This is a genomic window from Umezawaea sp., assembly GCF_036375055.1.
Taxonomy (GTDB): Bacteria; Actinomycetota; Actinomycetes; order Mycobacteriales; family Pseudonocardiaceae; genus Umezawaea.
Genome location: NZ_DASUSQ010000126.1, coordinates 1 through 23,078, shown reverse-complemented (window position 1 = coordinate 23,078; position 23,078 = coordinate 1). Strand labels below are relative to the sequence as shown.

The following is a 23,078-nucleotide window of genomic DNA, read 5'->3' as shown; positions in this document are numbered from 1 at the left end:
GGACGGCGGACCCCACGCCATCCACCACGCCGCCCTGACCATGCTCGCCGTCGCCCTGCTCTCCCCCGCCACCCTGCCCTGGTACTTCAGCTGGCCCCTCGTACTGGCCGCCGGACTCACCTGGACCCTGACCGGCCTGCGGGCGGTGGTGTTCTTCTCCTGCGTGCTGCTGCTGGTGACGTTCCCCGACGGCGACACGGGCCTGTACTCGTGGTTCTACCTGGCGCTCGTCGTGGCCGTCTCGGCGCTCGCCACCGTGTCGCTCACCCGGCCCGACCCGCTGGACCTGCGGCTCAGGCCGCTGCTGACGCGAACTTCCTCAGCCGGAGGCTGAGCAGCACCAGCACGACTCCCCACAGGATCGCGAACACGCCGATCGTCACGACGAGCGCGAGGGCCCCCGTGGTCGGCGTCGACAGCAGGATGATGCCGAGCACCACGGACAGCAGGCCGCTCAGCGCCAGGAACCGCTCGTGCTCGATCACCTTGCGCAGCCGGACCGCCGTGACGATCTCCAGGACGCCGCCGACGATCGCCCACACCGCGATCACCACGAGCAGCACCAGCGCGGTGATGCCCGGCCAGAACAGCGCGACCAGGCCCGCGACCACGCCGAGCGCGCCGAGCACGCCGTGCGCGAAGTCCTCGTGCGTGACGGCGAGGTACAGCTCCGTGGCGCCGTCGACCAGCGTGTACGCGCCCCACAGGAAGACCAGCGCCACCAGGGTCAGGCCTGGCCAGGCCAACGCCAGTACGCCGAACACGATGGCGAAACCGCCGCGCAGGGCGAACAACCACCAGCGGCGGGCGAGCAATTCCCTCATCGAGCGCCTCCCTCGATCGGATCACCGATCCAATCGTGGCACTGCCCTGGGAAACGGCAAGCCGGGCACGCGCCGGGAACATCCTCAGTCCTCAGTGGACTGGGGGTTGCTCCGGCTCACTGGCCGGTGATCAGCGCGACCGCCACTTCCTTCGTCGCCTCGTCCACCGCGGGCGCCTGGAAGCCCAGCCGGACGATGTGCTCCACGAACTCCGGCTCCGGCGGCAGACCGTACTTGCGCAGGTAGTGCGGAACCGCGCCCGCCCAGATCCACGTGCCGTCGGTGCGGAAGTTCAGCGGGACGTCCTGCTCGCCGGCCGAGAACTCGTCCACGTCCAGGTTCCGCGCCGCCAGCACGACCGGCGCGCTCTCCAGGAACGCCGTCAGCTGCTCGCGCACCCTGGGGTCGACCGGTGGCCGGTTCACGAACGGCCGCCCGTTCGGGGCCTTCCCGTCGTACACCCGTGCCGTCCGCAGCGGTGCGGGAACACCACCGGGCGGCGTGTCGACCGGCGCCTCCAGCGGCGGCATCCCGATCCGCTGCCGCCACCAGTTCGGGATCCGCACGTCGGCGCGCGGGAACGTCCGCAGCTCGTCCTGGAGACCGATCGGCGGCGGCGGGTTCCGCCACCCCGGCTCGTCCTCGGAGTTGAAGTCGACCGTGAAGGCGCTGGGCGCCTCCAGCTCGTACACCGCGGTCAACCACGTGCCCCGCTCGGCCGAGTGCATCCCCGCCCGGAGCTGCCCCAGCAGCGTCACCACGTCCATCGGCGGTCGCACCGGCCGCAACTGCCCGTCCGGCCCGGCCACCGCCATGTCGACCTCGATGTGCCGCCCGGCCGCCCGGTACTCGGCCCGCACCTTCTGCCAGCCCTGCGGCAGCGTGGGCAGCATCGCTCGTCCGATCTGCCGCACGAGCAGCTGCTGCTCCTGATCGCTCAGCGGTGTAGTCGGCTGGCTCATCCGTGCGCACCCCTTCGAATCCCCCCGAATACCGGTGGGCCGATCTTAACGGCCGGCCCACGGCGCCGTTGGCCGGTCAACCGGGAGTCCGGTCCTCCGCGGGGGAGCTGGCTGGTCGCGAACTCCTGACCAGTGCGTTCCGCTCTTCCCGCGGTTGGTCAGACGGTGAAGTGCCGCGCGGTGGACGTGGGGTGCCACCCGTCCGCGAGCAAGGAGTCCAGCGCCGACTGCCCGGCGGGGGGACGGGGAATTCCTCGCACCGGGTCGAGCCGCGTGGTGCCGTCACCGTCGACGGTCGTGCACGCGAACGCTGTTCGCGAACAGGGCTTCGACGTTCTCGGTGTCGGCCGGAGGATCCGGTGGAGGTCGAGTTCTCGCCGTGCGGCCGGTACGCGGTGCAACCGGTCGCGGAACTCGTTCCCGTTCGAGCCGATCCGCCGCTCATCGCCGCCACCGAGCGGCACGGTCCGCCCTCCCGCTGCCGGGGTGGGCGTCACGACCGACGTCTCCGCTTCCGGCGTGGACGAGGTCCGGTCCGTCCGGATTATCGTCCACAGTGGACTACCGGTCGTCGAGCGCCGTTCGCATCCACGCCGGGACGTGCTCCTCCTCGCGGGGGAACGTCTCCAGCTCGCGGGCGATCTCCTCGGGCGGCGGCGGCACCTTGAACCGCGGCAGCGCGTCGCGGTCGTACTCGATCGAGTACACGTCCGGGTACTCCAGCCGCATCATGGCGTGCAGCCAGGCCCCCCGGCCGGGGCGAGCCATGCCCGCGCGCAGCCGGGCGAACCCCTCCACGACGTCCGCGGGCGGTGTCCAGGCGCTCATGGCGTCGTTCACCATGAACAGCAGGCCGACGCACACGACGTGCTCGCCGACCGCGGCGTAGTCCACGTGCACGCGCTTCCACCCTGGTGGGAGTTCGAACACCAGCCGTCCGACGATCTCGGACAGGATCTCGGTCTGGGCGTCCGGGTCCAGTGGGGCCGTCATGATCCTCAGTATCCCCCAGTGGGCTCGATGAGCTTCTCCCGCAACCAGTCCGGCACGTGCTCCGGGTCGCGCGGGTAGACCTCCAGGTCCGACCTCCACTCCGACGCGGGCAGCGCGGGCCACCAGTTCGGGTCGTGGTCGTGGTCGAACAGCACCCGGTACTCCATCGGCGGGTCGACGGTGAAGCGCAGGGCGAACCACGTACCGCGACCCGGCTCGTACATCCGGCCGCGCAGCTCCCGCAGCGCGTGCTCGACCTCGTGCGGCACGCGCACGGTCAGCCGGGTGCGGTCCTGCTTGAGGACAGTCAGGACCGGCTGCCCCACGGTCGCCGTCGCCAGGTACTTCAGGTCGAGCCGGTACCAGTCCTCCGGCGCCACCCCGACCAGGCCCCGGCCAACGGCTTGGAGCAGGTCCCCGTGCGGCTCAGGGGACGGCTGGAGGCTGGGGGACGAAGGCGGGGTTTCGCGCTGGTGGCGGGACATTGTGGAAGCTCCTCGGGACCATCTGGGTCAACGGCGGCGAAACGGTGGTGACGGTGAACTCCGCGTGCAGCACGTCCGGTGTGCGCACGTCCGGCGTGTGGCGCTCGGCCCAGATGTCGATCCGGTCCACCTGGATGTTCGGGTCCTCGCTCATCCGGGCCTGGTCGGCCTCCATCTTGCGCCAGGAGTCCGAGGTGGGCCGGTCGGGTGAGTCCCAACCGCTGTTCTCGTACGCCCACTGCGGGACGTGGTTGATCCGCTCGCCGGGACCGCCCGCCTCGAACGAGATGATGTGGCCACCCGCGAACCGGAGCTGCTTCTGCTCCTCGGGGGTGAGGTGGGAGTAGTTGGCGCGGTCGTACTCGCCCGGCAGGCGCGTGCCGCCGCGATCGTTGCCACCGCCCGCGATGTTGCCGACGTCCGTCTGCAACCTGCCGGTCTCGTCGAACCCGCGGCGAGGACCGAAGTGGTCCGGCGCCGTCGTGCCCGCAGGCGGGTAGTGAGGCCGTCCGCTGGCCGCGATCGTGTCGCCGTGCTCGTCGGTCCGGTACAGCTGGCGCGGCTCGCGCGGGTCGAGGCCGTGGTGCTCGAGGTTGCGCGGGCCGACCGCGTAGGTCGTGTTCGGGCGCGGAACGGGCAGGCCTTCGTCCCAGGTCCGGCCGGTGCCGAGTTCCGGGTTGAAGCCGTTGGTCCGGTCGCCCGACCACGTGTGGACGTGCGAGAACCTCCCGTCCGCGTCCGTGTAGAACGTGCCGTGCCAGTTGCCGTCCGGGTCGTACACGTCGTAGCGCGTGTGCGGCTCCCTCGGCGGCGTGTCGCTCAGCGAGAACGGGCCGGACTGCCGGGTGTCGTAGTCCAGCACCGGGTCGGCCGACCGGTACACGCCGTTGTCGCCCGGCGGGTTCCAGTCGACGGCCGGTGACGTGTCGCCCACGTCGAACTGGTCGAAGCGCTGCGGCGGGTGCTCTCCCGGCGGCACCGACGGGTCGCGCGGGTCGGGTGCCGTCAGGTCCGGCTGCGGGCCCGACGGCAGCGACGTGTCGTGGTGCCCGCCGCCCACGAACACGTGATCGAAGACCTCGTTCATCTCGACGCGGTAGGTCACGCCCGGCGCGGCGTTCGCCACGTCGCGGTTCGGCGGCGCGTCGAACGGCTCGGCGCCGCTGTTCGACGCCCTCACCTCGACGTGCGTGACGTTGCGGTCGCCGTCGGTGTAGAACACGCCGCGCGGGTTGCCGTCCGCGTCCGTCACGACCATGCGCGAGTGGGGCTGCAACGGCTCGCCGCCGTTGAGGTCGAGCACGCGGGCGTTCGGTTCGACCGTCATCGGCACCTCGGGCAGCGGGTCGCCGTTTGGCTGCGTCGGCGGATCCCACTCGGCCCGCTGCTGCGGTGAGCGGTCCCGGTGGGGCGAGTCGCGGATCGGGTCGACGGGCCGCGCGCGGTCCCGCGCGTCCTCCGGGTCGAGCCCCGACTTGTCCGAGTCCTTGGTGCCGGGGACGAAGCCGTCCTCGCTCGCCCTGGTCCTGGTGCCGTCCGGGCTGTGGGTTTCCCACTCGCCGTTCGGCGGGATCCTCGGGTGGCGGTTGCCGTGGGCGTCCACCTCGGCGTCGGAGGTGTAGACGCGGCCCTGGCTGTCGGTCCACGCGGGTTTCGTGGGGGCCAGCACGGGGGCGTCGGTGTGGGCCGCCAAACGTCGGGCGAAGTCGTTGCTGCCCGCGTCGCAGCCGATCAGGCGGATCGGTGTCCTGCCGTCCCACCCGTTGCGGCGCAACAGGTCCCCGTACTCCTCGGGGCTGTAGGAGTGGTTGCCGATGCGGGCGCGGCCGTCGGGGGTGATGTGGACGTCGGCGGTGAAGTAGCGCGGGTCGTTCGGGACGCGGCTGGGCAGGTCGCCCATGTCGGGGTCGCCGCGGTGGTGCGAGATGCCCGCGGGGGTGGTTTCGCCGTGCCTCGCGTGCGCCTCGTCGATGTTCGGCCGGGGTTCTGGCTGGTGCGGAGGGCCGTCGGGGTGGTGCGGCTGGTTGTCGGGGAGGCGGGGTGGGCTGTCCGGGGTGTGCTCCGGGCCGCGGGCTTGCGGCTGGTGCGGGGTGTTCTGGTGCGGTGGTCCCTGGTGGGGTGGTCGCGCTGGGGGAGGGCCCTGGTGCGGTGGTCCTTGGGGCGGTCGCGTGGGGGGCGGGCTCTGGTGCGGTGGGCCCGCGTGGGTCGGTCGAGGAGGTCCCGCCTGGGGTGGGCGGCCGGGTGCGGTGTGCGGTGGTCCGGCTTGCGGGCGGACGGGTGGTGCGGGGTGCGGGGGCCCGGTGTGCGGGCGGACGGGTGGTGGCGCGGCGTGCGGGGGCCCGGCCTGGGGACGGCCCTGTGGTGGACCGGCGTGGGACGGACCGGCGTGGGGCGGACCGGCGTGGGGCGGACCGGCGTGCTGCGGAGCGGTGAAGGGGGTTCGGGGCTGGGGCGGGCCCGCGTTCTGCGGGTGCGGGGTGCCGTCGGGGGTGCGGGACTGCGGGACGCCGGACGCCGTGTCGCCCCGGTGGCCTGACGTGCCGGTCCACCCGCCGCCACCGGTCCTCGGTGGGCCGCCCGCGTTCGGTGCGCCGCCGGGCTGGCCGCCGCCGTGGGGTGCGCCGCCCACCGGTCCCTGCTGCGGGGCGGTGGACGACGGGGTGGTGTCGCGGGGAGCGGTGTTCGGCTGGTCCGCCCTGGACGGTGCGTCGGGTGTGGTCGTGCCGGCCGAGTGCGTCTGGTCCGTCCGCTGTGGAGCGATCGTCGGGCTCGTGCTCGGGCCGTGGCCGGACGGCGTGGAGTCGGCAGCGTGCCCCGGCGACGTCGGACCGCTGTGCGTCGTGGGGCCAGAGCCCGGACCGTGCGGCGACGGCGTGGACGACGGACCGCTGGGACTGTGCGCCGTCGACGGACCAGGACCGCCGTCCGGCCCGCGACCCGACGGCGTCGGTGAGCCGGGAGTCGACGCCCGCCCGTCCGGCGAGGACGTGCCACCGGGAGACGTCCCGCCCGGCGAGCTGCCGTCCGGTGAAGTCCCGCCCGGTGAAGTCGCGCCGGACGGTGTGCCGTCGGGTGACGGGCTGCCGGGTGAACCGGGCGTCCCGGACTCCGGCGTGGTCCTCGACGGTGACGTGCCGTCGGGACCGGAACCGGATGGGCTCGAACCGGATGGGCTGGACCCGGAAGGGCTCGAACCGGAAGGGCTGGACCCGTCCGGCCCACCGCCGCGGGCACCGGGCGGCGGGTCCACGCCGTCGCGCCCCAACCGCCGCACGAACCCCGGATCGTCGACCCTCCTGCCGAGCACGTCCAGCCCGGTCGCCTTGCCCGCGAGCTTCCCCAGCACCTTCATGATCTTCTCGAAGACCTCCACCAGACGCTTCAGCATCGGCGAGACCCTCTTGATGGTGTCCAGCAGCTTCTGCACGAGCTTCGCGATCCGCGCCGCCCACTTCGAGATCGCGGTGATCGCCTGCGCGACGATCACCGGCGTCCCGAACCCCAGCGTGAACGCCGCCTCCAGCACCCACGTGATCAGCTTCGCCACGAGGTCGGCGATCAGGTCGCGGACCATCTCGCGCACGAACGCCACGACCATGCCCATGACGCCCACGACCGTGCCCACGGACCCGGCTGCGCTGGCCGCGCCCGAGAGCGCGTCGCCCTGCTCGGCCGCGGCGGCGCGGTAGGCGTCCGCGGCGGCGCCGGTCCACCCCTCGGTGCCGGACTTCAGCGCGGCGGCGTAGTCCTCGCTGATCTTGCCCATCTCGGTGGCGACGTTGTTCCACGTCGTGGAGTACGACTCGATCACCGGCGGGTCGCCCGCGAGCCAGTCGAGCATGTCCTTCAACGGCTGCACGTGTTCCATCAGGAACGACGCGGCCGACGACAGGAGCGTGCCGAACGGGTCGACGGCCATCGACGCGGCGTCCGCGGCCAGGCCGACGACGCCGAGACCGCCCTCGATCCAGTTGCCGTCCTTGAAGCCGTTGAACGTGTCCATCGCGGACTCGGCGATGGAGATGCCGGTGGCCCAGCCGTTGTCGCCCGTGCCCCGGGTGAACCCGGAGCCCTCCTGCGGTGCCTGCGCGACCAGGGGGTTCGTCATCGGTCACCGGTCCGGAACGAGTCGGCCACGGCGTCGTCCTGCTGCCGGTACTGCTTGACCGTGGTGTTCACGCCCGTCGCGGTGGCGTCCATCGCCTCGACGGCGCCGTTCAACGCGTCCAGGCCCCACTGCTCCACGGGGTCGAGCATCATCCGGAACGGCTGGCACAGGATGCCGTACGCGTCGGTCGGCATGCTGACCGTGCGGGCGGCGTCGAGCGCGCCGCGCAACCGCTCGGACAGGTCGTCGAGCTGCTTGCGGTGCCCGTCCAGGGTTTCCCCGAGGACCTCGAACTGCTCCGCCATGAGAACCCCCTACGCGGTCAGGACAGGAACGAGCCGCCGTCGAAGTCCTCGTCGTCCTCGGGACGACGAGGGCGGCTCGGAGGACGCGGTGCGGGCGGGGGCGCGGGGGCGGGCGGCTGGTCGTCGTCGATGCCGAACCGCAGTTCCGGGTTGACCGGTGGCGGCACGTCCTCGGCGGGCGCGGGCGGGAAGTTCTTGCGAGCCTCGGCGAACAGCGCGTTCGCGGTCTCGTCCTGCGTGCCGATGGTCTCGGCCATCGCCTGCTGGAGCAGCTCGGGGATCCGCGACTGGGCCTTCTGCAACGTCCGCATGATCTCCGCGGAGACCTCGGCCATCCGCTTGTCCCGCGCCGACTCCGCGATGTCCACAGAGGACAGGATGCCGTTGGACCCGATGGTCAGCCGGATCGTGCCGTCCCTGGAGGTCTCGGTGATCGACAGGCCCTGCACGCGTTCGGCCATGCTCTGGTAGCGCTCGGCCTTCTGCCGGATGCTGGTCTCCCACTGCGCGAGCATCCGCTCGGACCCGCCGACGTCGTCAGGCACCGCCCGTCCCTCCCCCTGGTGGACAACCCCACGGGACAGGATGACGTACCGCGGAACCGACTGGTTCCGGTCCGGGCTCAAATACGCCTAACGGCCCAACGCGCGCCGAAGCCCGCCTGCTCCGGGGAGCGGGCGGGCTTCGGCGGACGGTCTGTGCGGTCTAGTTCACCGCGAGCAGGTCCACCACGAAGATCAGCGTCTCGCCCGGCTTGATCGCCTGGCCCGCGCCGCGGTCGCCGTAGGCGAGGTGCGGCGGGATGACCAGCTGGCGACGGCCGCCGACCTTCATGCCCGCGACGCCCTTGTCCCAGCCCGCGATGACGCGGCCGCCACCCAGCGGGAAGCGGAACGGGTCGTTGCGGCTCCAGGAGGAGTCGAACTCCTCGCCGGTGGTGAAGGAGACGCCGACGTAGTGCACGGTGACGGCCTGGCCCGCGGTGGCCTCGGGCCCGTCGCCGACCGTGAGGTCGTTGATGACCAGGTCGGCGGGCGGCGGGCCCTCGACCAGGTCGACTTCGGGCTTCTGCGTGGCCATGCGGATCCTCCTCGAATCGGAACAGGTCTGCGGGCGAGTCAATCACGTCGTCGGCGCCGCTGCCGAATGGCCTACGTCTAGTGGAGCTTGTGGCGGCAGTAGTCGGTCTGTTGCTCTGTGTGCACCCCGGGAACGGGGTCACAACTCAAGGAGATGATCATGGCGGCAACCCTGCACCGCCTTCGGTCCTGGCTGGGCGCGCTCGTGGTGGCGATGTTGCTTCCACTGGCGGGCTTCAGCGTGGCCGCGGCAGCTCCGGCACCCCCGACCACCGACGGTGAGGTCGGCGCCCAGGTCGTGGGCGGCACCCGTGCCAGCACCAGCACCTACCCGTGGGTGGTCTACCTGGCCACCAGCAGCGGCTCGCAGTACTGCGGCGGCACGCTGGTCGCCCCCAACAAGGTCGTCACGGCCGCGCACTGCACCGTCGGCGACGCCGCGTCCGCGGTCCGGGTCGTGGCCGGTCGCGACGACAAGCGCTCCACCGCGGGCGTCGTCGCGCGCGTCACCAGGATCTGGATCCACCCGAGCTACGTCGACGTCACCCAGGGCAACGACGTCTCGGTGCTCACCCTGGACCGCAACCTGACCCAGGGCACCCTGCCGATCGCGACGGCGTCCGACACGGCGCTGTACGCGGCGGGCACGTCCAGCACGATCCTCGGCTGGGGCACCACGTCCTCCGGCGGCGCGGCCTCGCGCTACCTGCTCAAGGCCACCGTGCCGGTGACCAGCAGCGCGACCTGCACCTCGGCGTACGGCTCGGACTTCAAGTCCGCGCACATGGTGTGCGCCGGGTACCCGCAGGGCGGCACCGACACCTGCCAGGGCGACTCGGGCGGTCCGCTCGTCGCGGGCGGCAAGCTGATCGGCATCACCTCGTGGGGCGAGGGCTGCGCGGCGGCGGGGTACCCCGGCGTCTACGCCAAGGTCTCCAGCTACGCGACGCTGATCACGCAGCAGATCAACTCCTAGTCCACGCGCGGACGGGTGCCGGGGGACCCGCGGGTCTCCCGGCACTTCCGCTTCCCCTGCAACGCGATCCGCCCCCACCACCGTCCTCGGTCCATGAAGCGCTCGGGAGTGGTGTTGGCGGGGATCGTCGTCGTCGGGGTGTGCGCGGCCTCCGCGCCCGCCGTGCTGGAGGACTGGCCCGCCCCGGTTCCGCCCGGCACGACGGCCGGGCCGGTGGAGCTGGTGGCCTACGACTCGTGCGACGAGGTGCTGTCGCAGTTCAGAGCCGTGGAACGACCGCGCCTCGCGGAGCTGGGCAGGGGCGGCGGCTGGTACACCGACCTCGGCGGTGGCGTGGTGATGAACGCCGAGCCCGGCGTGGCGGCCGACTCGCGGGAGAAGGCGTCGGCCCCCGTCCCGCCGCGGGCGGGCACGCCGGAGCACTCGACCACGAACGTCCAGGAGGCGGGCGTCGACGAGCCCGACCTGGTCAAGACCGACGGCAAGCGGATCGTCACCGTCGCCGACGGCGCGCTGAGGGTCGTGGACGTCGCGTCCCGCCAGGTCACCGGCTCGCTGGAACTGCCGGGCGCCGCGATCTCGCAGCTGCTGCTCAGCGGTGACCGCGCGCTCGTAGTCACCACGTCGACGGCGCTGGAGAGGCCGTTGGCGCCCAGCGAGTTCACGCCCGGCGACTTCGCGCCCGGCGGCGGCGCGAACCTCGTCCTGGTGGACCTGTCCGGGGCGCCGGAGCAACTCGGCTCCCTCTCCGTCGAGGGTGCCTACGTCGACGCCCGCCAGATCGGCGGCGTGGCGCGGATCGTCGTCAGCTCGTCGCCCCGGCTGGACTACGTCTACCCCGACGGCGTCCGCACCACCGCCGAGGCACTGCGGGAGAACGAGCGGATCCTCCAGGACGCGCCGGTCTCCGCGTGGCTGCCGCGCTACGAGCTGACCACCCCGACCTCCCGCGGCGACGGCACGCTGGTCGACTGCTCCCGCGTCAGCTTCCCCCGGCAGCCGACGGCGTCCTCGGTGCTGACCGTGCTCACGGTCGACCTCGCCGCCGCGCTCGGCACCGGCGACCCGGTGTCCATCGTCGCCGCGGGCGACACGGTCTACGGGTCGGAGCGCAACCTCTACGTCGCCGACCAGCGGCAGGTGTTCTCCGGGCGGGGGAAGGTCACGGCGAACCCGTCGACCGCGATCCACCAGTTCGACATCTCCCAGCCCGGCCCGCCGAAGCACGTCGCGTCGGGTGTCGTGGACGGCACGCCGCTCAACCAGTACTCGTTCTCCGAACACGCCGGGCACCTGCGGGTCGCGACCACGAACGAGTCCGGTCGGGCCGGGTCGCAGAGCTCCGTCACCGTCCTCAGGCGCGACGGCGACACCCTCGTGCGGACCGGCCGCGTCGACGGACTCGGCGTGGGGGAACGGATCCACAGCGTCCGGTTCCTCGGCGCGGTGGGCTACGTGGTCACGTTCCGGCGCACCGACCCCCTCTACACCCTCGACCTCGCCGATCCGGCGAAGCCCAGGGTGGTGGGGGAGTTGAAGATCAACGGCTACTCCGCCTACCTGCACCCGGCAGGCGACGGCAGGCTGATCGGCGTCGGCCAGGACGCGACCGACCAGGGCAGGGTCACGGGCACGCAGGTCTCGCTGTTCGACGTCAGCGACCCCGCCGAGCCGCGGCGCCTCGCGCAGCACCACCTGCCGGGGACGAGCAGCGAGGCCGAGTACGACCCGCACGCCTTCCTGTACTGGTCGCCCACCGGACTGCTGGTCCTGCCGGTCAACGGGAACCGCGGCGGCGACGGCGGCTCGCTGGTGCTGCGCCTGTCCGACCGCGGGTTCAGCGAGGTCGGCACCGTCAGCCACCCCACGGGCACGCTGCGCCGTTCGCTCGTCATCGGCGACGAGCTGTGGACCGTGTCGGACGCCGGGCTGATGGCCAGCAGCGGCGACCGGGCGGCTCAGGTGGCCTGGGTGCCGTTCCGGTAGGGCTGGTAGGCCGGGACCGCGCCGGGCTGGCCGGTGAGCAGGCGGTGCGCGAGGACCGTGCCGCCCGCCATCGCCGCAGGCATGACCACGATGGCCGCCAGCGGGACCAGGCACAGCAGGTACGACGGCACGGCGAAGCCGAGGGCGGTGGCGCGCTTGCTCCGCAGCACCGCGCGCCGCTCCTTCAGCGTCTTGCCGCGCCGGGTGAACGGGATGCCGGTCAGCTCGATGCCGAGCAGCCACGCGTTGACGCAGACGGCGATCACCGGCACCACCGTCTGCCCGACCACGGGGATGAAACCCGCCGCGAACAGGGGGATCGCGAACAGGATCGCGAGCCCGATCAGCAGCACCGCGTCGCGGACGCCGTTGAGCGCGGACCGCCACCACGGCACCTGCTCGGCGTCGGGCACACCGCCCAGCTCGGTGTCCTCGATCGTCTCGGCGATGTGCTCGTAGAACGGGCCGCCGATGACGATCGTGATCGCGGTGAACGCGAGCATGCTGATCGCCAGGAACGCGCCGATCATCGAGATGCCCGCCGCGACGCGGGTCACCGAGCGGACGGTCTCGCTCCAGTCGTCCGCGAACGGCGTGGCCCAGGCGGCGATGTCGTTGATGTTCGTCGCCAGCAGCACGAGGCTGCCGATCAGCAGCGCCGAGCTGATCACGGCCGGGACCGCGCCGATCAGCAGCAGCTTCGGCGACCGGAACACCAGCCCGAAGCCCTTGGCCAGCAGCCCGACACCGGTGGAGAAGTCCTTCAGCACCCTGATCACGCGGGCAGCTTAGTGCCGGGGGCCCCGGCGTTCCCGCGCAACGGTCGGGAAGACCCCGTCAAGCGCCGCCGTCCCCGGTCTCCGCCTCCGCCACGCAGGCCGTGCCGACGCGGCGGAACCCGACCCGCTCGTACACCCGCGCGATGTCCTCGCTGCCCGCGGACAGGAACACCCGCCCGGCCCCGCGGTCGAGCGCGTCGCGCGCCAGGACAGCCGTGATCGCCGCACCCAGACCGCGGCGGCGGGCGGACGGCAGCGTGCCGACACCGACGACCTCGGCCACCGCGACCGCCGTCTGCGTCATGCCCACGGCCACCACGCCCTCGGTCGCGTCCTCCGCCAGCGCGTACCGGAACTTCGGCACGTGCACGGGGGTCACGGTCGGCAGCAGCGTGTCCCGGTCCTTCGGCCCGGTGTCGCCCCTCGCGGTGCCGGGCGTGGAGAACGACAGCCGCGCCACCGCCTGCACCACGGCCACGTCCGCCAGGAAGTCGTCGGCGTCCGGGTCCAGCACGCGCACCGCGGCGTCGACCTCCGGCACCGCGGGCGGTCCGTCGAGCACCATCAGCGGCGCGCGCAGCACCGCGAACCCGGCCCGCTCCATCACGTCGAGGAGCCCTGGTGTGGTCTCGTGCACCCACTCGAAGGCCTCCGCCACCCCGAGTTCCCGCTGCCGCTCCCGCACCAGCCGCACGTCGACCGCGGTCGGCTCACCACCGTCCAGCGACGGCCGCGCGTAGTACGGGAACCCCTCGCCGTCGCGCACGAACAGCGTGAGGGCACCGTGCGACTCCGCTCGCGCGTCGATGCGGGGGACGGCGTCGTAGAAGGATTCGAGCTGGTCGAGCAGAGCTGGGGGCACCTGCGGCAAGGTAGTGGTCGACGGCCGCCGTGGCCACCGGGATTCCGGTGCGGGCGTTCGAGCCACCACCCCGCCCGCACCAGCCCTCCCTAGTGCGTCGCCAGGAACAGGTAGCGGTTCAGGCTGAAGAAGTAGTCCGGGCCGAGCGCCCGCAGGCCGTCCGCCCAGGCCTCGGCCTCGGCCTCGGTGATCCCGTCGCGCCCCACCACGAACGTCGACACCAGCGCGAGCAGGCCCGCGCTGAACGTGTCGTCCGCGTAGCCGACGTTCACCACCGGCAGCACGCTGGTGCGCACGTCGCGGAACCCCGCGGCCGTCAGCACCGCGGGCAGCTTCCTCGGCAGCCGGGGGTCGGCGAGGTGCTGCTCGAACGCCAGCAGCATCCGGTTCGTCACCCCGTCGTCCGGCGAGCGCCAGACGATCGAGTCCCAGTCGGTGTCCACCAGCAGCAGCCTGCCGCCGGGTCGCAGCACCCGCCGAACCTCGGCGAGCGCGCCCGGCACGTCCTCCAGGTACTCGAAGACCTGGGTGGACACCACGGCGTCGAACTTCCCGTCGTGGTAAGGAATCCGGTCGGCGCCCGCCTGCCGGTACTCCACCGCGGGACCCGACCGCCGAGCCGCCATCGCGAGCATGGACGGTGCCGGGTCGATCCCGCACACGGCGCCGTCCGGGCCGACCTGCTCGGCCAGTTCCGCGGCGAGGAAACCCGGCCCGCTGCCGAGGTCGAGCACCCGCTCGCCCGGCCGAGGGGCCAGGGCCTCCCGCACGACCCGCCGCTGCCGCACCACGTCCGCCGTCCGGTAGGTCGCCTCGACGCGGCGCGACGTCCGCTCGTCGAACTCCAGCGCGTTCACGCGACCCGCGTCAGCGACGACGGCGGAAGGCCGGTCGGCGGACGCTCGTGCCGACACCCGCCAGGTGCAGCGCGACGCACAGCAGCCCGGCCGTGATCAGCGTGGCACCGTTGACGACCGACCCCAGGGACGCGTCGGCGAGGTCGAGCAGCAACGCCAGCCCGAAGATGACCGCGGCGATGATGGCGAGCATTGGTGCCTCCTTGTGTGGCGGGAAAACCCTGTCCCGTCACTACCCCGCCGCGGAGGGCCCCAACCAGGCATTCGGCCCAACTTCACGGCCCAGGAACGTCAGGTCCGCGTGGGCGGGCACCGGGATCGGGTGGAAGCCCAGCCGGTCGTAGAACGCGCGCGCCGCCGTGTTCGCCGTCAGCATCCCGAGGTGCACCGCGGGCACCCCGGCGTGCGCCAGCGCCGCCAGGAACGCCGTCATCAGCGCCCGCCCGTGCCCCGCGCGCTGGTGCTGCGGCAGGAGGTCGATGTGCAGGTGCGCCGGGTACTCGGTCAGCTCGGGCACGATCATCCGCTCCGGTGTGTGCATCAGCCGCAGCATCGTCCCGGTCGGCGTCGTCGGCTCGCCCGTCGGCGCCGGGTAGCGGTCGAGCAGCGTGGGCAGCCAGCACCGGCGGTAGTCCTCCACGAACGCGCGGGTGTCGGCCGTCCCCACGACGTACCCCACGGCCCGCTCGCCGTCGTCCGCCACGAACGCGAGCGCGGGCTCCAGCTCCGCGTAGGGCAGCGCGAAGATGCTCGGCACGAGCTCCGGATCGGGGTAGAGGTGCCGCGAATCCCCGCCGGCGTCGGCGGTGCGGACGCAGACGTCCGCCACCGCGTCCCGGTCCGATGTCCGGTAAGGCCTGATCCGCACGGCGACCCCGCTTCGTTTTGAGAGCGCTCCCACTGTACCTTCTCTCAAAACACTGTTTTAATGAGGGCCGCACATTTGCGGAAATGGTCCCGATGATGAGGTGGACGTCGGCCGATCGGCCCAACTCGTCGGCGGAAACTTCCGACACGCCGTGATTCGGTCCAAAACGATCCCAAAACGGTGCAATACTCTTGTACCGCACTACCATCGGGTGATCACCGGCCCCCACCGGGTCACAACGATCGGTCTGTGTGATCCGATTGACGAATGAGCGAATGCCCGAGTTGTCATGGCTCCGGAATCGCGATGGACAGGAGCATCTGTGGAACCTGCGGCGGAATCGGCCAGGTCCCAGCGCCCCTGCGACCTGTGCGATGGGACGGGGGAAATGGTGTGGCAGCAGCCAGAGCCAAGTCCGACGGGGTTCGTGCTGAGAGAGCGCAGCCATCCGTGCACGAACGGCTGTTCCGGCTGGTGGAGGGTCCCCGCCGCGGAGCGCGCTGACAACACCGGTTGGGCGGTGCAGGCCAACGCAGCCCTGACCCCTGGCCCCGTGAGTCCCGGATCGTCGTAGCGCTCCGCTCCACCCCCGTCGTGCCCCTCCACGTTTCCGTGGTGCCAGCGGTGTCGGTTCCCGCTCGGTGGCGTTCGTGTCAGTGGTAGCGCCTTCCAGTTCGCTCTTCCGCACGTCGTCGAACGATCACCTGTCGGTACCCGGAAGTCGTTCCGTCCACGTGGCTGGGAATGGTCTGACCGTGATTCCCGTTCGTGACCTCTGATCGGTGATCGCCGCGAGCGGACGTCATCCCCGTCGCGTGGAATACCTTCTGCCGCTAATCGATTCACCGGGTGCGGGGGTCCCCCCGAATTCCAGCGTATCGGCCGGGCCCGACAATTCCCGGCGCTCTAGCGCGTGACCAGGCGCGGAGTGTTCCGAGCCAGGTCGACCTCGCTCCTGGTGCCGTCCAACGTCGTCGCCAGCGCCTCCGCCCAGTCCCGCAGCCCGGCGACGTCGATGCCGTGCGGAGGCGACTCCCGGAACTCCGCGATGTTCTTCGCACCCCGCCGCAGCAGTGAGGCGCCGCCCGTCGTGTTGCCGCGCGCCGCGTGCGTGAGCCCCACCGCGAGCTGCGCCAACCCGCGCCACAGTTCCCGCTCGGGGGCGTCGGAGGTCTTCCACGCGTCCTCCAGCACCTCGTGCGCGTGGAACGGCATCCCGGCGTCCAGCAGCCGCTGCGCCTCCACCAGCGACTCGGCCGGTGTCCGCGGCACGCCCTCCGGCTGCCGCTCGACACCCGGCACCCCGTACGGCAGCGGCCGGCCGAGGCCGTCGCGCGGCCGGGCGTTGCGGGCCCGGCCGTCGGGGTCGCGGTCGCGGACGGAGGTCGTCGCCGGAGCGGCCACCAGTCCGTCCACGTGCCCGCAGTGCTCGCACGCCTCGGCCGCCGACCGCTCCCGCATCCGCCCGCACTCCGGGCAGACGGCGTCCAACCAGCAGGCCGGGTCCCCACGCTCCTCATCCACACCCCGATCCTGCCACTGTCCACGGGGGCTGGCCCCACCAGCGGCACGGGTGTCGGCCCCCTCGTGGAAACCCGTTGGCGCTCCTAGCTTTGGATCTTCACAACGAGGGGGACGTGGAGCATGGACACGAAGGTCGAGGCACCCGCGCGGTCGCGGTTGTCCTACGGGGTGGCGGGACTGGTGGCCGTCGCTCTGGTCGCGGTCGCGGGCGGGTACGGCTACCACGGGGACGAGCTGTACTTCCTCGCCGCGGGCCGCCACCTGGCTTGGGGGTATCCGGACCAGCCGCCGCTGACGCCGCTCGTGGCGCACCTGATGGACCTGGTGGCGCCGGATTCCCTCGTGGTGCTGCGGATCCCGGCGGCGGTGGCGGCCGGGCTGACGGTGTTGTTCGTGTCGCTGACCGCCCGCGAGATGGGCGGACGGCCGCGCGCGCAGCTCCTCGCCGCGTCGGCCGCGGCGGTGTCCGGGCTCGTGCTGGTGCCCGGACACATGCTGCACACCACCACGATCGACATCTGCCTGTCCGCCGCGCTGGTGTGGCTGGTGGTCCGGGTGCTGCGCACCGGCGACCAGCGGCTGCTGCTCGTGGCGGGCGCGGTGCTCGGGTTGGGGCTGCTGAACAAGTACCAGATCGCGGCCGTCGCACTGGCCCTCGTCGTGGGCTTGGCACTGGTCGGCCCCCGCGACCTGCTGCGCAGCCCGTGGTTCTTGGGCGGCGCGGTCCTGGCGCTCGCGCTGTGGGCACCGAACCTCTGGTGGCAGGCCCAGCACGGGTGGCCGCAGATCGCGATGGCGAACCTGATCAGCGAACGCGGCGGCAACGGCGCCCGCCTCTCCTTCGTGCCGCTCCAGCTGGTGTACGTGAGCCCGTTCCTGGCGCCGCTGTGGATCGCGGGTCTGGTCCGGCTCGTGCGCACGCCCTCGTTCCGGTTCCTCGGGGTCGCCTACCTGTTGTTGGCGGCGGCGTTCATCGCGGCGGGCGGGTCGGCGCTGTACCTGTTCGGTGCGTACCCGGCGCTGCTGGCCGCGGGCGGGTTGGCCGTGGACGGCTGGATCGACCGCGGTGCCGCCGGCCGCCGTGCCGCTGACCGCGGTGCCACTGACCGCGGAGCCGCTGACCGCGGAGCCGCTGGGCGCGGTGCCACTGACCGCGGTGCCTTTGGCCATGGCGTCACCGATCGCGGTGCCTCCGGTCCCGGTGCTACCGGCATCGGCATCACCGGTCGCGATGCCACCAGCGGTGCCACCGGTCGCGGTGCCACCGGTCGCGGTGCCACCGTCGGGGTGCTGCTGGGCGCCTCGGCGGCCTTCGTCGCGCCGCTGGCGCTGCCGATCGTGCCGTTGGACCGGCTGTCGGTCATCCCGGTCGTGCGGCTCAACGGCCTCACCGCCGAGCAGTTCGGCTGGCCGGAGTTGGCCGAGACCGTGACCGGTGTCTACCGGGCGCTGCCCGCGGCCGAGCGTGCGCACGCTGTGGTGCTGACCGACAACTTCGGCGAGGCCGCCGCGGTGGAGCGGTATGCGGAAGATGGTATGCGAGATGTTGTATACAGTGGCTATCGCGGGTACGGCGACTGGGGCCCGCCGCCGGAGACCGCCACCACGGTGGTGATCGTGGGTCCGGGGGCGAAGGCGGATCCGCCCGCCTGGGCCGTGCGCGCCTGTCGCGGGGGAGTGCGGCTGGCGGCCAGGACGGACAACGCCCACGGCGTCCGCAACAAGGAGCAGGGCGGCCGGGTCTGGGTGTGCACGGGGCTGGGTGAGTCGTGGGCCTCCCTCTGGCCTGGTATCCGCCACCTGGACTGAGCCACTCCGACATCGAATTGCTCCGTATCGTTCATCCGCCGGTGGCAATTCTCGTGGCAGTCTTCATCCCATCGTGTGATGTTTAGTCACACTGCGTTAGCCCGTGGATCCCTGCCCACGGGAGGCGTACGCCCCTGGGAGAGACACCAGTGCTGAAATCCCGCGTCACCGGGTGGAACGCGGTGGGCCTGCTCGTCGTGGCGGCGGTCGTCGCCGTCGCCGTGCAGGCCGCACCCGCGACCGCCGCCGCACCGCTCACCGTGGCCCAGGCCATCGCCCAGCAGACCGGGGCTTCCGCGACCGTTCGCGGCTACGTGGTCGGCCAGCCCACCGCGACCACCACCGTCGTCCGCTCGAACTTCCCGTCCGACTACGCGCTCGCCCTGGCCGACTCGGCGGGCGAGACGTCCACGTCGAAGATGGTCTACGTCCAGATCACGACGTCGTTCCGGGCCGCCTACGGTCTCCGGTCCAACCCCGGCCTGATGGGCAAGCAGCTCGACGTCACCGGCAAGCTCGGCGCGTACTTCTCGCACGCGGGCCTCACCGCGCCGACGGCGTTCGCGGGCGGCGGCACGACCCCGCCGACGACCACGACGACCACCACCCCGCCCACGGGTACGCCGGGCGACTACGACAGCACGTACTACCGGAACGCGGTCGGCAAGACCGGTACCGCGCTGCGCACGTCGTTGAACCAGATCATCAGCCCCCAGACGAAGCTCAGCTACGAGCAGGTGTGGGACGCGCTGAAGCTCACCGACCAGGACCCGAACAACTCCAACAACGTGATCCTGCTGTACTCCGGCACGTCGCGGGCGAAGAGCCTCAACGGCGGCAACCCGGACGACTGGAACCGCGAGCACGTCTGGGCCAAGTCGCACGGCGACTTCGGCACCGCGACCGGCCCCGGCACGGACGTCCACCACCTGCGGCCGACCGACGTGACGGTCAACTCCGACCGCGGCAACAAGGACTTCGACCTCGGCGGCACGCAGTCGACCGAGGCGCCGGGCAACTACACCGACGCCGACTCGTGGGAGCCGCGCAACGCCGACAAGGGCGACGTCGCGCGGATGATCTTCTACATGGCCATCCGGTACGAGGGCACCGACGGGTACCCGAACCTGGAGGTCAACAACAGCGTCAACAACGGCAGCAACCCGTACATGGGCAGGCTGTCGGTGCTCAGGCAGTGGAACGCGCAGGACCCGCCGAGCGCGTTCGAGAAGCGCCGCAACCAGGTCATCTACGACTCGTTCCAGCACAACCGCAACCCGTTCGTCGACCACCCGGAGTGGGTCGACTCGATCTGGGGCTGATCGCCCGCTCGGAGGGGCCGTCCGGTTCGGGCGGCCCCTCCTTCCGGCTTTACATGTGACCATATGGTCACCTATCCTTCGGGGGTGACCGACGACGACCTCGTGTTCAAGGCGCTCGCCGATCCGACCCGCCGGTTCCTGCTCGACCTGCTCTTCGCGCGCGACGGCCGCACGCTGACGGAGCTGGACGCGGAGGTGGAGATGTCCCGGTTCGGCGTCATGAAGCACCTGAGGGTGCTGGAGGAGGCCGGGCTCGTCGTCGCCCGCAAGGTGGGGCGGGAGAAGGTGCACCACCTCAACGCGGTTCCCATCCGGCAGATCCACGACCGGTGGATCGACAAGTACACCGAGCGCCGCGTGTCGGCGCTCATCGACCTCAAGGGCGAGTTGGAGGCACGGCATGAGCGCGAACGGCGTCCAGGTGAACAGGGTGTGGATCAAGGCGACGCCGCGGGCGGTGTGGGACGCGATCACCAGTCCTGAGTGGAACGTCAGGTACGGGTACGAGTGCCCCAGCCACTACGACCTGCGGCCCGGTGGTGCCTACCGGGTGACGGCCAGCGACGTCATGAAGGAGCACGGCGCGCCCGACGTCATCATCGACGGCGAGGTGCTCGAGTCCGACCCGCCGCGCAAGCTCGTGCAGACGTGGCGGGCGAACTTCTCACCGGAGCTGACCGAGGAGGGGTTCACCAAGCTGACGTGGGAGATCGTGGAGGAGTACGGCTCCGTTCGGCTCACGGTGACGCACGAGGTGGGTGGCGCGCCTGCGGCGGCGGCGCAGGTGGCTGGTGACGTCCCCGGTGCGGGTGGTGGCTGGTCCTACATCATCAGCGATCTGAAGACGCTGCTGGAGACCGGGAAGTCGTTGGCCGGGGTGGGGGCGCCGTAGGGCCCGTGGAACACCCCGATTCTTTGCGCAGGTCATGACCTGCGCAAAGAATCGGGGTGGGCCGGGGGAAGGGCTGGAAGAGCGGTCAGGGCCCGCTGGGTCCGGGGCTGGGCTTGGGGGTGGGACCCGGTTGCTCGCTGGGAGGCCCTGGGTTGGCGTTGAGCCTCCGCTGGTCCCGTGGGTCAGTAGCGGTACTGGTCGGTCTTGAACGGGCCCTCTACCTCTACACCGATGTAGTCGGCCTGCTTGGGGGTCAGCGTCGTCAGCTTCACGCCCAGCGCGTCCAGGTGGAGGCGGGCGACCTTTTCGTCCAGGTGCTTGGGGAGGACGTAGACCTGCCGGTCGTACTCGTCCTGCTTGGTGAAGAGTTCGATCTGGGCCATGGTCTGGTTGGTGAACGAGTTCGACATGACGAAGCTGGGGTGGCCGGTGGCGTTGCCCAGGTTCATCAGCCTGCCCTCGGAGAGCACGATGATCGAGTGCCCGTCCGGGAACCGCCACTCGTGGACCTGCGGCTTGATCTCGATCTTCTTGATGCCGGGGACCTTGGCCAGGCCCGCCATGTCGATCTCGTTGTCGAAGTGGCCGACGTTGCCGACGATGGCGTTGTGCTTCATCCTCGCCATGTCCGCGGCCATGATGATGTCGAGGTTGCCGGTCGTGGTGATGAAGATGTCGCCCTTCGCGACCACGTCGTCCAGCGTCACGACGTCCAGGCCCTCCATCGACGCCTGGAGCGCGCAGATCGGGTCGATCTCGGTGACGACGACGCGCGCGCCCTGGCCGCGCAGCGACTCGGCCGCGCCCTTGCCGACGTCGCCGTAGCCGCAGATCACGGCCAGCTTGCCCGCGATCATCACGTCGGTGCCGCGGTTCAGACCGTCCACAAGGGAGTGTCGGATGCCGTACTTGTTGTCGAACTTGGACTTCGTGACCGAGTCGTTGACGTTGATCGCCGGGAACAGCAGCGTGCCGTCGGAGGCCAGCTTGTAGAGCCGCTTGACGCCGTTCGTGGTCTCCTCGGTGACGCCCTTGATCCCGGCCGCGAGGCGGGTGAACCGGCCCGCGTCCTCGGCCAGCGACTTCGCCAGCGTGGCCAGCACGATCCGGTACTCGTCGGAGTCGTCGTCGGTCGGTGCGGGCACGGCGCCCGCCGCCTCGAACTCGACACCCTTGTGCACCAGCATGGTCGCGTCGCCGCCGTCGTCGACGATCATGTTCGGGCCGAGCCCGTCCGCGAACTGGAACAGCTGGTCGGTGCACCACCAGTAGTCCTCCAGCGTCTCGCCCTTCCAGGCGAACACCGGCGTGCCGGTCGGCTCCTCGGGGGTCCCGTTCGGGCCCACCACGACGGCCGCCGCGGCCTCGTCCTGCGTGGAGAACACGTTGCACGACACCCAGCGCACGTCCGCGCCGAGCGCCACCAGCGTCTCGATCAGCACCGCCGTCTGCACCGTCATGTGCAGGGAACCCGCGACCCGCGCGCCCTTGAGCGGCTGCGACGCGGCGAACTCGCGGCGGGTGGCCATCAGACCGGGCATCTCCTGCTCGGCGAGGCGCATCTGGTGCCGACCGGACTCCGCCAGCGACAGGTCCGCGACCGCGAACTCGATCCCGTTGACCTTCTGCAACTTGGAACTCACAACCCACCAGCCTCCTGTGTCAGGAGGCGCCCTTGGGGTTGGAATCGCGAGCCGAGCGTGGCGGGCCGGTGCCCGTCGCAGCGCCTCTCGACTCGTTTCCAGCATGGCAAGGCCTCCGCCGGGTTGTCAACGTGGGCCGGTTGGCACAATCGGCCCCATGGCGGGCAAGCGCAGTGCCGGGATCCTGGTGTACCGCGGATCGGACGAGGCCACGGAGGTCCTGCTGGGCCACATGGGTGGTCCCTTCTGGGCGCGCAAGGACGACCACGCGTGGTCGGTGCCGAAGGGCGAGTACCAGGACGGCGAGACCCCGGAGGCCGCCGCGCGCCGCGAGTTCCAGGAGGAACTCGGCCTGCCCGTTCCCGAGGGTGACCTGGTGGAGTTGGGCGAGGTCAAGCAGTCCGGCGGCAAGGTCATCACGGCCTGGGCCCTGAAGGCCGACCTCGACCCGGCCGACGTGGTGCCGGGGACGTTCGAGCTGGAGTGGCCGCCGAAATCGGGACAGCTGAAGGAGTTCCCCGAGGTCGACCGGGTCGAGTGGTTCACCGTGGAGGTCGCGCGGACCAAGATCGTGAAAGCCCAGGCGGCGCTGCTGGACCGCCTGCTCGCGCTGCCCTGACCCTGGTCACCCGGATGGGTGGGAAGTTCGCCGGATCAGGTGCTCGCGGGGTCAGCTCTCGAAGTTCGGCATCGCGGCGCGGGCGTTGTCGCTGCGGCCCTTGGGCAGCTCCCACTCCTCCTGCCTGCCCAACGCGGTCAGGTCCAGGTAGTAGTACGACCCGCCGGTCGCCTCGGTGCCGCGGG

Annotated in this window: 21 protein-coding genes, 3 pseudogenes and 1 riboswitch; of the genes and pseudogenes, 9 read left to right on the top strand and 15 right to left on the bottom strand. The window is 71.6% G+C overall.

Going from position 1 to position 23,078, the window contains the following annotated elements:
• Positions 1-334: pseudogene (locus VFZ92_RS31830) on the top strand (hypothetical protein); the annotation flags it as partial.
• On the opposite strand, the gene VFZ92_RS31825 reads toward VFZ92_RS31830, so the two are convergent.
• From VFZ92_RS31825 to VFZ92_RS31790, 8 genes are all read right to left on the bottom strand, one after another.
• A complete protein-coding gene (locus VFZ92_RS31825; RefSeq protein ID WP_330879779.1) occupies positions 294-824 on the bottom strand; it encodes an HdeD family acid-resistance protein in 531 nt (176 codons plus the stop codon). The pseudogene VFZ92_RS31830 and the gene VFZ92_RS31825 sit on opposite strands and share 41 nt — an antisense overlap.
• A 116-nt stretch (positions 825-940) precedes the next feature.
• The gene (locus VFZ92_RS31820; protein ID WP_330879778.1) at positions 941-1,786 is read right to left on the bottom strand and encodes a hypothetical protein; all 846 of its coding nucleotides are present in this window, start codon (positions 1,784-1,786) and stop codon (positions 941-943) included.
• A 561-nt stretch (positions 1,787-2,347) separates the two neighbouring features.
• A complete protein-coding gene (locus tag VFZ92_RS31815) occupies positions 2,348-2,779 on the bottom strand; it encodes a hypothetical protein (RefSeq protein ID WP_330879777.1) in 432 nt (143 codons plus the stop codon).
• A 5-nt stretch (positions 2,780-2,784) separates the two neighbouring features.
• On the bottom strand, positions 2,785-3,159 hold the full coding sequence (locus tag VFZ92_RS31810) for a hypothetical protein (RefSeq protein ID WP_330879776.1): 375 nt from the start codon (positions 3,157-3,159) through the stop codon (positions 2,785-2,787).
• Between the two features lie 46 nt (positions 3,160-3,205).
• The gene (locus VFZ92_RS31805; RefSeq protein ID WP_330879775.1) at positions 3,206-7,372 is read right to left on the bottom strand and encodes a hypothetical protein; all 4,167 of its coding nucleotides are present in this window, start codon (positions 7,370-7,372) and stop codon (positions 3,206-3,208) included.
• Positions 7,369-7,677: a type VII secretion target gene (locus VFZ92_RS31800; protein WP_330879774.1), complete on the bottom strand. Its 309-nt coding sequence runs from the start codon at positions 7,675-7,677 to the stop codon at positions 7,369-7,371. The genes VFZ92_RS31805 and VFZ92_RS31800 overlap by 4 nt, the downstream gene beginning before the upstream one ends.
• Before the next feature lie 17 nt (positions 7,678-7,694).
• Positions 7,695-8,222 carry a YbaB/EbfC family nucleoid-associated protein gene (locus VFZ92_RS31795; protein WP_330879773.1) on the bottom strand — a complete coding sequence of 176 codons (528 nt, stop codon included), beginning with the start codon at positions 8,220-8,222 and terminating at the stop codon, positions 7,695-7,697.
• A gap of 160 nt (positions 8,223-8,382) precedes the next feature.
• Positions 8,383-8,757 (bottom strand): FKBP-type peptidyl-prolyl cis-trans isomerase, encoded by a 375-nt coding sequence (locus tag VFZ92_RS31790; protein WP_330879772.1) that lies wholly within the window; start codon positions 8,755-8,757, stop codon positions 8,383-8,385.
• Between the two features lie 159 nt (positions 8,758-8,916).
• On the opposite strand from VFZ92_RS31790, the gene VFZ92_RS31785 reads away from it, so the two are divergent.
• Both VFZ92_RS31785 and VFZ92_RS31780 read left to right on the top strand, forming a co-directional pair.
• A complete protein-coding gene (locus VFZ92_RS31785; RefSeq protein WP_330879771.1) occupies positions 8,917-9,732 on the top strand; it encodes a serine protease in 816 nt (271 codons plus the stop codon).
• A gap of 93 nt (positions 9,733-9,825) precedes the next feature.
• Complete coding sequence (locus VFZ92_RS31780) at positions 9,826-11,718, top strand: beta-propeller domain-containing protein (RefSeq protein ID WP_330879770.1); 1,893 nt, start codon at positions 9,826-9,828, stop codon at positions 11,716-11,718.
• On the opposite strand, the gene VFZ92_RS31775 is transcribed toward VFZ92_RS31780, so the two are convergent.
• From VFZ92_RS31775 to VFZ92_RS31750, 6 genes are all read right to left on the bottom strand, one after another.
• Entirely contained in the window at positions 11,691-12,497 is an 807-nt protein-coding gene (locus VFZ92_RS31775) for an EI24 domain-containing protein (protein WP_330879769.1), read from the bottom strand. The two genes, VFZ92_RS31780 and VFZ92_RS31775, sit on opposite strands and share 28 nt — an antisense overlap.
• Positions 12,498-12,555: 58 nt before the next feature.
• Positions 12,556-13,359: a GNAT family N-acetyltransferase gene (locus VFZ92_RS31770; RefSeq protein WP_330879768.1), complete on the bottom strand. Its 804-nt coding sequence runs from the start codon at positions 13,357-13,359 to the stop codon at positions 12,556-12,558.
• 89 nt (positions 13,360-13,448) lie between these two features.
• Positions 13,449-14,216 (bottom strand): methyltransferase domain-containing protein, encoded by a 768-nt coding sequence (locus VFZ92_RS31765; RefSeq protein ID WP_330879767.1) that lies wholly within the window; start codon positions 14,214-14,216, stop codon positions 13,449-13,451.
• A 10-nt stretch (positions 14,217-14,226) separates the two neighbouring features.
• On the bottom strand, positions 14,227-14,409 hold the full coding sequence (locus VFZ92_RS31760) for a hypothetical protein (RefSeq protein WP_330879766.1): 183 nt from the start codon (positions 14,407-14,409) through the stop codon (positions 14,227-14,229).
• Between the two features lie 39 nt (positions 14,410-14,448).
• A complete protein-coding gene (locus tag VFZ92_RS31755; RefSeq protein ID WP_330879765.1) occupies positions 14,449-15,084 on the bottom strand; it encodes a GNAT family N-acetyltransferase in 636 nt (211 codons plus the stop codon).
• 906 nt (positions 15,085-15,990) lie between these two features.
• Entirely contained in the window at positions 15,991-16,488 is a 498-nt protein-coding gene (locus VFZ92_RS31750; RefSeq protein WP_330879780.1) for a DUF309 domain-containing protein, read from the bottom strand.
• 240 nt (positions 16,489-16,728) lie between these two features.
• On the opposite strand from VFZ92_RS31750, the gene VFZ92_RS31745 reads away from it, so the two are divergent.
• The 5 genes and pseudogenes from VFZ92_RS31745 to VFZ92_RS31725 all read left to right on the top strand — a co-directional run bounded on the left by VFZ92_RS31745 (position 16,729) and on the right by VFZ92_RS31725 (position 20,631).
• Entirely contained in the window at positions 16,729-18,417 is a 1,689-nt protein-coding gene (locus VFZ92_RS31745; RefSeq protein ID WP_330879764.1) for a glycosyltransferase family 39 protein, read from the top strand.
• Between the two features lie 149 nt (positions 18,418-18,566).
• Positions 18,567-18,968, top strand: a pseudogene (locus tag VFZ92_RS31740) (DUF6359 domain-containing protein); the annotation flags it as partial.
• A gap of 93 nt (positions 18,969-19,061) precedes the next feature.
• A pseudogene (locus VFZ92_RS31735) lies at positions 19,062-19,739 on the top strand (endonuclease I family protein); the annotation flags it as partial.
• A gap of 63 nt (positions 19,740-19,802) precedes the next feature.
• Positions 19,803-20,222, top strand: a complete 420-nt coding sequence (locus VFZ92_RS31730) for a metalloregulator ArsR/SmtB family transcription factor (protein ID WP_330879763.1) — start codon at positions 19,803-19,805, stop codon at positions 20,220-20,222.
• Positions 20,140-20,631 carry an SRPBCC domain-containing protein gene (locus tag VFZ92_RS31725; RefSeq protein ID WP_330879762.1) on the top strand — a complete coding sequence of 164 codons (492 nt, stop codon included), beginning with the start codon at positions 20,140-20,142 and terminating at the stop codon, positions 20,629-20,631. Before VFZ92_RS31730 ends, VFZ92_RS31725 begins: the two co-directional genes overlap by 83 nt.
• Positions 20,632-20,813: 182 nt before the next feature.
• Here VFZ92_RS31725 and ahcY read toward each other — a convergent pair whose 3' ends face one another.
• The gene (ahcY, locus tag VFZ92_RS31720) at positions 20,814-22,274 is read right to left on the bottom strand and encodes an adenosylhomocysteinase (RefSeq protein WP_330879761.1); all 1,461 of its coding nucleotides are present in this window, start codon (positions 22,272-22,274) and stop codon (positions 20,814-20,816) included.
• A 17-nt stretch (positions 22,275-22,291) separates the two neighbouring features.
• Positions 22,292-22,369: riboswitch (S-adenosyl-L-homocysteine riboswitch) on the bottom strand.
• 62 nt (positions 22,370-22,431) lie between these two features.
• Here ahcY and VFZ92_RS31715 point away from each other — a divergent pair.
• Positions 22,432-22,893, top strand: coding sequence for an NUDIX domain-containing protein (locus VFZ92_RS31715; protein ID WP_330879760.1), 462 nt, complete (start codon positions 22,432-22,434; stop codon positions 22,891-22,893).
• Positions 22,894-23,078: the final 185 nt, after the last annotated feature.